The sequence below is a fragment of the Xanthomonas sp. genome (genome assembly GCF_017163755.1).
Taxonomy (GTDB): Bacteria; Pseudomonadota; Gammaproteobacteria; order Xanthomonadales; family Xanthomonadaceae; genus Xanthomonas_A.
The window spans coordinates 22225-31749 of the sequence record NZ_JAFIWC010000040.1 but is presented as its reverse complement, the minus strand read 5'-3'; the positions used below and the strand labels follow the sequence as shown (position 1 = coordinate 31749).

At 71.6% G+C, this 9525-nt stretch carries 7 protein-coding genes; all 7 read right to left on the bottom strand.

Going from position 1 to position 9525, the window contains the following annotated elements:
- Positions 1-8: 8 nt before the first annotated feature.
- Positions 9-2168 carry an ATP-dependent DNA helicase RecG gene (gene recG / locus JR065_RS19855; protein WP_206236212.1) on the bottom strand — a complete coding sequence of 720 codons (2160 nt, stop codon included), beginning with the start codon at positions 2166-2168 and terminating at the stop codon, positions 9-11.
- A 9-nt stretch (positions 2169-2177) separates the two neighbouring features.
- Complete coding sequence (locus JR065_RS19850) at positions 2178-2561, bottom strand: RidA family protein (protein ID WP_206236211.1); 384 nt, start codon at positions 2559-2561, stop codon at positions 2178-2180.
- A gap of 93 nt (positions 2562-2654) precedes the next feature.
- A complete protein-coding gene (garD, locus tag JR065_RS19845; protein WP_206236209.1) occupies positions 2655-4202 on the bottom strand; it encodes a galactarate dehydratase in 1548 nt (515 codons plus the stop codon).
- A gap of 30 nt (positions 4203-4232) precedes the next feature.
- A complete protein-coding gene (locus JR065_RS19840; RefSeq protein ID WP_206236208.1) occupies positions 4233-5591 on the bottom strand; it encodes an MFS transporter in 1359 nt (452 codons plus the stop codon).
- Between the two features lie 18 nt (positions 5592-5609).
- Positions 5610-6824 carry an OprO/OprP family phosphate-selective porin gene (locus JR065_RS19835; RefSeq protein ID WP_206236207.1) on the bottom strand — a complete coding sequence of 405 codons (1215 nt, stop codon included), beginning with the start codon at positions 6822-6824 and terminating at the stop codon, positions 5610-5612.
- Positions 6825-6931: 107 nt separating this feature from the next.
- Positions 6932-8515 carry an aldehyde dehydrogenase (NADP(+)) gene (locus JR065_RS19830; RefSeq protein ID WP_206236206.1) on the bottom strand — a complete coding sequence of 528 codons (1584 nt, stop codon included), beginning with the start codon at positions 8513-8515 and terminating at the stop codon, positions 6932-6934.
- Complete coding sequence (gene kdgD, locus JR065_RS19825) at positions 8515-9429, bottom strand: 5-dehydro-4-deoxyglucarate dehydratase (protein ID WP_206236204.1); 915 nt, start codon at positions 9427-9429, stop codon at positions 8515-8517. Before kdgD ends, JR065_RS19830 begins: the two co-directional genes overlap by 1 nt.
- Between the last annotated feature and the right edge of the window lie 96 nt (positions 9430-9525).

Below are 9525 nucleotides of genomic sequence, written 5' to 3'. Positions count from 1 at the left end.
GCCCCCCCCTAAGCCGCCGCATACCGCGCCGCGCCGCCCACCCAGCGCGCGACGATGCGGTCGGCCAGCGCCGGCGACGCGTCCAGCAGCCGCTCGGCGAGCGCGTGCACGCGCGGCAGCAGGCCCGCGTCGCGCACCAGGTCGGCCACGCGGAACGCGGCCAGGCCGGTCTGGCGGGTGCCGAGCAGCTCGCCGGGACCGCGCAGCTGCAGGTCCTTTTCCGCGATGACGAAGCCGTCGTTGGTCTGCCGCATCGTCTCCAGCCGCTGCCGCGCCATCGCCGACAGCGGCGACTGGTACATCAGCACGCAGCTCGACGCGGCCGCGCCGCGCCCTACCCGCCCGCGCAACTGGTGCAGCTGCGCCAGGCCCAGGCGCTCGGAGTTCTCGATGATCATCAGCGACGCGTTGGGCACGTCGACGCCGACCTCGATCACCGTGGTGGCGACCAGCAGGTCGATCTGCCCTTGCTTGAATGCGCGCATCGCCGCCTGTTTCTCGGCCGGCTTCATCCGCCCGTGCACCAGGCCCACGTTCAGCTCCGGCAGCTGCGCCGACAGGGCCTCGAACGTGGCCTGCGCCGCGGTGGCCTCGACCCGGTTGCCGCCGGCGGCGCCCGGCCAGCGCTGCCCGGGTTTGGTGGCCTCCTCGGCTTCGTCGATCAGCGTGCACACCCAGTAGGCCTGGCGGCCTTCGGCGCAGGCGGCGCGGATGCGCTGCACCAGCTCCGGGCGGCGTTCGGCGCTGAGCACGATGGTCTGCACCGGGGTGCGCCCGGGCGGCAGTTCGTCGATCGCCGACACGTCCAGGTCGGCATAGGCGGCCATCGCCAGCGTGCGCGGGATCGGCGTGGCGGTCATCACCAGCTGGTGCGGCACGCCGGCGCCGGACGCGCCCTTGTCGCGCAGCGCCAGCCGTTGGTGCACGCCGAAACGGTGCTGCTCGTCGACGATCGCCAGCGCCAGGTCGTGGAAGGCGACCGCCGCCTGCATCAACGCATGCGTGCCCACCACCACCTGCGCCTCGCCGGAGGCGATCTGCGCCAGCACCGCCGCGCGCGCCTTGCCGGTGACCTTGCCGGCCAGCCACGCCACGCGGATGCCGAGCGGCTCGAGCCAGGTGCGCAGGTTCAGCAGATGCTGCTCGGCGAGCAGCTCGGTCGGCGCCGCCAGCGCCGCCTGCTTGCCCTTGTCCACCGCGAGCATCGCCGCCAGCGCCGCAACCACGGTCTTGCCGCTGCCGACGTCGCCCTGCACCAGGCGCAGCATCGGCGAGGGCTTCTCCAGGTCGCTGCGGATCTGCTCGAACACGCGCTGCTGCGCGCCGGTGAGCTGGAACGGCAGCGACTGGCGCAGGCGCTTGGCCAGGCTGCCGCGGCCGCGCAGCGACGGCGCGCGCTGGCGCTGCAATGCGATGCGCTGCCGGCGCAGGCTCAGGTGATGGGCCAACAGTTCCTCCAGCGCCAGCCGCTGCTGCGCCGGGTGCAGGCCCGCGGCGAGCGCGGTCAGGTCCGCCTGCGGCGGCGGCCGGTGCGCGACCAGCAGCGCGCTGCGCAGCGACGGCAGGCCCAGCTCGGCCAGCATCGCCGCCGGCAGCAGTTCCAGCGACGCCTCGTCCGGCAGCCGGTCCAGCGCCTGCCCGATCAGCTTGCGCAGCGTCGCCGGGCCGACGCCCTCCACCGCCGGGTAGACCGGGTCCAGGCGGTCCTCCAGCCCGGCGGCCTCGTCGCCGCCGAGGATCTGGTAGCTCGGATGCACGATCTCCAGCCCGTGCTGGCCCGGCTTGGGCGTGCCGAACGCGCGCAGCCGCGCGCCGACCGCGAACTGGGCGACCTGCGCGGCACGGAAATGGAAGAAGCGCAGCACCAGCGTGCCGCGCGAATCGTCGGCCACCGCCACACGCAGCATCGGCCGGTAGCGGAAGCCGCGGTCCACCGCTTCCACCCGCGCTTCCACCTGTGCCGGAACGCCCGGCTGCAACGCCGCCACCGGCGTCAGCCGGGTGCGGTCCTCATAGCGCAGCGGCAGGTGCAGCCACAGGTCCTGCAGGGTCAGCAGGCCGCGCGCGGCGAACTTCTCCGCCAGCTTCGGCCCCACGCCCGGCAGCGCCGACAACGGCGCCTCGCCTGCCGCCGACAGCGCCGGCGCCGGAACCTGCACGCGCGGCACGGGCGACGGTCAGTCGAGCACCATCACCGCATCGACCTCGAAGCCGGCGCCCTTCGGCAGGCCGGACACTTCGATGGTGGAACGCGCGGGGAACGGCGCCTGGAAGTAGTCCTGCATCACCGCGTTGACCTGCGCGAACTGGGACAGATCGGTCAGGTACAGGCCCAGCCGCACGATCCGGTCCAGCGAACCACCGGCCGCCTCGGCCACCGCCTTGAGGTTGTCGAAGGCGCGCCGCGCCTGCGCGCCGATGTCGCCGGGCACGATCTCGCCGGTCGCCGGGTCCAGCGGGATCTGTCCGGAGAAATACACCGTGTTGCCGGCGCGCACGGCCTGCGAATACGGGCCGATCGCAGCCGGCGCCTGCTCGGTGTGGATGATCTGGCGGGACATGGAAACTCCGTGGACGCTGTAGACGGACGCGCATTGTATCGGGCCGCGCGGCACCGGTCCGCATCCGGCCGCCAGCGGCCGGCGCGCATTCGCTCAGGTGATCGGCGCCGGATTGAACAAGGCCAGATCGTTGTGCAGCCGATGCCGTTCGGCCCAGGTCTGGCGGCCGCTGGCCACGTCCAGGTAGGCACGGAAGATGTCCCAGCCCAGTTCGTCCAGGCTCTTGGCGCCGGTCGCCACCACGCCGGCATCGATGTCCATCAGGTCCGCCCAGCGCCGCGCCAGTTCGCTGCGGGTGGCGACCTTGATCACCGGCACCATGCCCAGGCCGTACGGGGTGCCGCGCCCGGTGGTGAAGACGTGCAGGTTCATGCCGGCCGCGGTCTGCAGCGTGCCGCAGACGAAATCGCTGGCCGGGGTGGCGCAGTAGTGCAGGCCGCGCCCCTTCACCCGCTCGCCCGGCGCCACCACGCCGGCGATGGCGCTGCTGCCGGACTTGGCGATCGAGCCCATCGCCTTCTCGACGATGTTGGACAGGCCGCCTTTCTTGTTGCCCGGCGTGGTGTTGGCGCTGCGGTCGGCGCCGCCGCGCGCCAGGTAGCGGTCGTACCAGTCCATCTCGCGCACCAGCGCCCTGGCCACGTCCGCATTGGCCGCGCGCGGCACCAGCAGGTGGATGCCGTCGCGCACCTCGGTGTTCTCCGAGAACATCACCGTGGCGCCGGCCCGCACCAGCAGGTCGGCGGCCACGCCCAGCGCCGGATTGGCGGTGATGCCGGAGAAGGCGTCGCTGCCGCCGCACTGCATGCCGACCACCAGCTCCGACGCCGGCACGGTCTCGCGGCGGCGCCGGTCCAGGTGCTTCAGCCGCTCCTCGGCCAGCGCCATGATCGAGGCGATCATGTCCTGGAAACCCATGTTCGCCTCCTGCAGCCGGTACACGCCGCTGTCGTCGGCGCTGGCGTCGTCCTGCAGCAGCCTTTCCGGCACCAGCTTCTCGCAGCCCAGGCCCACGATCAGCGCCTGGCCGCCGAAATTCGGATTGCGCCCGATGTTGCGCAGGGTGCGGATCGGGATGATCGCCTCCGGCGCGGTGATCGCCACGCCGCAGCCGTAGACGTGGTTGATCGCGACCACGTCGTCGACGTTGGGGTACCTGGGCAGCAGCTCGGCGCGGATGCGCGCGACCGCATGGCCGAGCACGCCGACCACGCACTGCACGCTGGTCATGATGCCCAGGATGTTGCGCGTGCCGACGCTGCCGTCGCGGTTGCGGTAGCCCTGGAAGGTGTAGCCGTGCAACGGCGCGGCGGGCGCGGCCGGGCGCAGGCTCAGGTCCAGTGCGTCGAGTTCGGGCGCCGCCGGCATGTCGAGCATGTGCTCCTGCACCCACTGGCCGCGCGCGATGGCGCCATTGGCGTAGCCGATCGGCGTGGCGTAGCGCAGCACCGCCGCGCCGGCGGGAATGTCGGCCAGCGCGACCTTGTGGCCCTGCGCAATCGCCTCGGCGGCGACCACGCCGTCCTGGAACACGGCACCGGCCGGGGCACCGCCATCGTTGACCACGACGGCGACGTTGTCCTCCTGGCGCAGCTGGATGGATCGCCACTGCTGGGGCTGGGGAACGGAAACGACGGACATGCTTGCTTACCTTCCTGCGACGAAACTCGCTTACTGTTGCGTGGCGGTCACCGGGCGCGGCTGCAAGGCCGGCGGCGGATCCTGCAGCTCGATGCGCTCGATCCTGCCGACGATCACCAGGTAGCTGACCACCACCAGCGCGCCGTTGGCGGCCACGAACGCCAGCGCCGATTCGAACGAGCCGCTGTTGCCGACCAGGTAGCCGATCACGATCGGGGTGGTGATCGAGGCGATGTTGCCGAACATGTTGAAGATGCCGCCGGCCAGGCCGATGATCTGCCGCGGCGCGGTGTCGGACACCACCGCCCAGCCCAGCGCACCGACGCCCTTGCCGAAGAACGCCAGCGCCATCACCGCCACCACCACCCATTCGGCGGTGACGTAGTTGGCGACCACGATCACCGCCGACAGGCCCATGCCGAGCACGATCGGCAGCTTGCGCGCGAAGGTCAGCGAATGCCCGCGGCGCAGCAGCCAGTCGGAGAACAGCCCGCCGAGCACGCCGCCGGCGAAGCCGCACAGCGCCGGCAGCGAGGCGATGAAGCCGGCCTTGAGGATCGACATGCCGCGCTCCTGCACCAGGTACACCGGGAACCAGGTCAGGAAGAAATAGGTCACGCCGTTGACGCCGTACTGGCCCAGGTACACGCCCAGCATCATCCGCTTGCGCAGCAGCTGCTTCATGTAGAACCACTGGTGGCCGCCCTTCTTCTCGCCCGGCTTGTCCATGTCCACCAGCGCGCCGCCTTCGGCGATGTAGTCGATCTCGGCCTGGTTGGCGCGCGGGTGCTGGCGCGGGTTGTGGATCACCCGGACCCACACCAGCGCCACGGCCAGGCCGATCGCGCCCATGATCAGGAACACGTGGTGCCAGCCGAACGTGGCCACCATCCATCCCATCAGCGGGGCGAACAGCACCGTGGCGAAGTACTGCGCGGAGTTGAACAGCGCCGACGCCGAGCCGCGCTCCCTGGTCGGGAACCAGGCCGCGGCGATGCGGCTGTTGCCGGGGAACGACGGTGCCTCGGCCACGCCGACCAGAAAGCGCAGCAGGAACAGCGCCGGCACCATCATCCCGCCGGGCAGGATGTGGATCGCGCCCTGCAGCATGGTGAACAGCGACCACAGCGCGATGCCCCAGCCGTAGATCTTCTTGGCGCCGAAACGGTCCAGCAGCCAGCCGCCGGGGATCTGGCAGATGACGTACGCCCAGCCGAACGCCGAGAAGATGAAGCCGAGTTGCTCGGCGCTGATGCCCAGCTCCTTCTGCATCGACGAACCGGCGATCGACAGCGTGGCGCGGTCGGCGTAGTTGATGGTGGTGACGAGGAACAGGAACATCACGATCCACAGGCGGACGCGCGTTCTCTTCTGTGTGTTGGCATTCATGGCTGGGCTCCGATGATGTCAGAACGCGATCTGCACGCGGCCGGTGACGGCGTTGGTCCGGTCCAGCGTGGCGTGCGCCAGCCGGTCCCTGGCCTGGCTGTGGATGTAGTCCAGGCGCAACAGCACGTTGCGCGAGGCGTACCAGTTCACGCCCAGCGCGGTGGCCTGGACCTCGATGTCGCGGTCGGCCTGTTCGCCGTGGGCCATGTCGTAGCGCAGCGCCAGTTCCCACGCGCCGCCGGCGCCGATGCCGTCCGGGCGGGTGAAGCGCGCGCGCTTGCGGTCGTAGCCGCGGCTCTGGCCGGTGACGAACCAGCCGACGATGGCGTAGCTGGTGGTCAGCTCCGCGTCCTGCGCGCCGTCGTCGTAGCGCGACCTGCCGTACTCGGACTGCAGGTACACCGGCCCGCGCGAATAGGCGAATTCGCCGACGTACTTGTCGATGTCCACCGCGCGGCCGTCGTCGAGCGCGACCAGCGTGAAGCGCGAGTGGTCGGACAGGTGGCCGGCGGCGCGCAGCGATGCGCGGGTGCCGGCGTAGGCGCTGTCCGGCCCCTTGCCGATGCGGTCGCGGCCGAGGTCCACGCCCAGGTGCAGCAGGCCGGCATCGCGATCCAGCGGCAACCACACCGCGCGGCCGGACGCGCCCACGCCGCCGTTGCGGTCGCTGTCCATGTTGGCCTGGTTGTACAGGTTCACGCCGTACACCCAATGCTCGCCGCCGCCGACCCACTGGGTGCCATAGCGATACCCCGGCGCCATCGTGTCGCTGATCCAGGCGCGTTCCTGCATCGACACCCACAGATCGTCGGTGGTGTATTCCAGCGAGAAGAACGGCTTGATCTGGCCGATGCTCCAGGTGCCCGGCCCGAACGCATGCGAGATCGCCACGGTCTGGCCGGTGATTTCGCCACCGGCGAAATCGAAGTCGGCGATGTAGCTCCAGTCCTCGAGCTTTCCGGAAATCGCCAGGCGCACCCGGCGCAGTTCGGTGCCGCCGACGTTGTCGGTGCCGCGCTCGTCGTTGTCGAACCAGCCGCCGTCGAACTGGACCCGGCCATGGATGCCGAAGGTGTAGCGTCCGTCGTCGGACGCTGCGTTGAAGCCGTCGCCGTCCAGCTTCACCTCGGCCATGGCCGGGGTTGCGGCCGCCAGCGCCGCGGCGATGGCCAGCGGCACGCCGGCCGCGATGGCGCGCGGACGCAGCCGCGCGCGTTGTGTGGCATGACCCATCATCACCCTCCTGACGATGCAGGCGCCGGAGCGCCCCGATTGTGGTTGATCGATGCCGCCGCGCCGTCCGGCCCTCCCGAACGCGCGACGGCGCTGCGACTGTCGGTTCAGTCCCTGCCGAGCGCGCCGTCGGTGCGCCGCCAGATGCCCAGCGGATTGCCCGGCGCCACCGCGTCGGGCAGCAGCTCCGGCGGCAGATCCTGGTAGCAGACCGGGCGCAGGAAGCGCCGGATCGCCAGCGTGCCCACCGAGGTGCTGCGGCTGTCGGAGGTCGCCGGATACGGACCGCCGTGCACCATCGCGTGGCACACCTCCACGCCGGTCGGCCAGCCGTTGGCGAGGATGCGTCCGGCCTTGCGCTCCAGCACCGGCAACAGCGCGCGCGCCAGCGCCGCGTCGCCGGGCTCCATCTGCAAGGTGGCGGTCAGCTGGCCTTCCAGGCGTTCGCTTAGTGCCAGCAGTTGCGCCTGGTCGTTGCAGCGGATCAGCAGCGAGGAAGCGCCGAACACCTCGGCCTGCAGCGCCTCGTCGGCGAGGAACGCCTCGGCGCTGGTCGAAAACCAGGCCGCCTCGCAGCGGTTCGGCGCCTCGGCCGGCAAGCCGCGCGCCAGCACCTGCACCCGCTCGTGCCCGGCCAGCGCCGACACGCCCTGCGCATAGGCGTCGGCGATGCCCGGGGTGAGCATCACCGCCGCGGCCGAGGCCTGCAGCGCCTGCACCGCCGCGGCGACGAACGCGTCCAGCGCCGGCGAATCGATCGCCAGCAGCAGGCCCGGATTGGTGCAGAACTGGCCCGCGCCCAGCGTCAGCGAAGCGACGAACGCCGCGCCCAGCGCCGGCGCGCGGGCCTGCAGCGCCTGCGGCAGCAGATAGACCGGATTGATCGCGCTCATCTCGGCGTACACCGGGATCGGCTCGCGGCGGGCGGCGGCGATCTTCACCAGCGCCGTGCCGCCCGCGCGCGAGCCGGTGAAGCCCACCGCCTTGATCCGCGGATCGGCCACCAGCGCCGCGCCGATCTCGTTGCCGGCGCCGAACAGCAGCGAGAACACGCCCACCGGCAGGCCGCAGGCCCGTACCGCTTCGGCGATGGCCTGCGCGACCAGTTCCGAGGTGCCCGGATGCGCGTTGTGCGCCTTGACCACCACCGGGCAGCCGGCCGCCAGCGCCGAGGCGGTGTCGCCACCGGCCACCGAGAACGCCAGCGGGAAGTTGCTGGCGCCGAACACCGCCACCGGACCGAGCGCGATGTGGCGCTGGCGCAGGTCGCTGCGCGGCAGCGGGGTGCGCTGCGGCAACGCCGGATCGATGCGCGCCTCCAGCCAGCTGCCCTCGCGCACCACCTCGGCGAACAGCCGCAGCTGGCCGACGGTGCGCGCGCGTTCGCCTTCCAGCCGCGCGCGCGGCAGGCCGGTCTCGGCCATCGCACGCACGACCAGTGCGTCGCCCAGCGCCAGGATGCGTTCGGCGATGGCCTCCAGGAACGCGGCGCGTACCTGCAGCGAGGTGTCGCGATAGGCGTCGAACGCGGCCGAGGCCAATGCGCAGGCGCGCTCCAGGTCCGCGGGCGTGGCCAGCCCGAAGGCCGGTTCCAGCTCGGCGCCGGTGGCCGGATCGACCGCCTTGAAGGCGCCCGCCTCGCCGGTCACCGCCTCGCCGGCGATGCGCATGCTGCCGGTGAGCGCGGCCATCAGCGGCGGTCTCCGATCAGGTGCCGGAGCTGCGCGAACTCCTCCTCGGTGAGGTCGCTCAGCGGCGAGCGCACCGGCCCGGCCGGGCGGCCCACCGCGCGCATGCCGGCCTTGACGATCGACACCGCGTAGCCGGCGCGGCGGTTGCGGATCAGCGTGTACGGCAGCACGAAGTCGTTGAGCTCGCGGTAGATGTGCGCGTGGTCGCGCGCGCGCACCGCGGCGTAGAAGCGCAGCGCCCATTCCGGCAGGAAGTTGAAGATCGCCGAGGAATACGTGGTGACGCCCATCTCCAGGTACGGCAGGGCGAAGGTCTCGGCGGTCGGCAGCCCGCCGACGTACAGCAGGCGGTCGCCGAGCCGGGCGTAGATGCGGGTCATGCGGTCGACGTCGCCGATACCGTCCTTGTAGCCGATCAGGTTCGGGCAGCGCTCGGCCACCCGCGCCAGGGCGACGTCGTCGAGCCTGGCGTTGGCGCGGCCGTAGACGATCACGCCCAGCGAGGTCGCCCGGCACACGCGCTCCAGGTGGTCGGCCACGCCTTCCGCATCGCATTCGGTCAGGTAAGGCGGGAACACCAGGACGCCGTCGGCGCCGTTGCGCTCGGCGGCCTGCGCCATCTCCACGGCGATGGCTGTGCCGTAGCCGGCCGGGGCGATCACCGGCATGCGCCCGGCGCTCTCGGCGACCGCCGCGCGCACCACCCGGTCGACCTCGGGCAGGGTCAGCGAGAACAGCTCGCCGGTACCGCCGGCGGCGAACAGGCCGGAGGCCGGATGCGCGGCCAGCCAGCCCAGGTTGGCGCGGTAGGCCGGCTCGTCGAAGGCGAATTGGACGTCGAAATGGGTGACCGGGAACGAAAGCAATCCAGCGCCGAGCGCCTTGGCCACTTCGGTGGGGGTGTACTTGCTCATGGGGGTGCAGGGCCCGCGGTGTGAAGACGGGCCGATGCTAGGAACCGGGTTTCATGCGCGTCCAAGCCAAACTCGGCATCGATTGATACCCTATGA

Excerpts from the sequence above, each read along its gene's own strand:
- JR065_RS19840 (WP_206236208.1), bottom strand. The coding sequence starts at position 5,591 with ATGAATGCCAACACACAGAAGAGAACGCGCGTCCGCCTGTGGATCGTG.
- kdgD (WP_206236204.1), bottom strand. The coding sequence starts at position 9,429 with ATGAGCAAGTACACCCCCACCGAAGTGGCCAAGGCGCTCGGCGCTGGA.
- JR065_RS19850 (WP_206236211.1), bottom strand. The coding sequence starts at position 2,561 with ATGTCCCGCCAGATCATCCACACCGAGCAGGCGCCGGCTGCGATCGGC.
- JR065_RS19835 (WP_206236207.1), bottom strand. The coding sequence starts at position 6,824 with ATGGGTCATGCCACACAACGCGCGCGGCTGCGTCCGCGCGCCATCGCG.
- garD (WP_206236209.1), bottom strand. The coding sequence starts at position 4,202 with ATGTCCGTCGTTTCCGTTCCCCAGCCCCAGCAGTGGCGATCCATCCAG.
- JR065_RS19830 (WP_206236206.1), bottom strand. The coding sequence starts at position 8,515 with ATGGCCGCGCTCACCGGCAGCATGCGCATCGCCGGCGAGGCGGTGACC.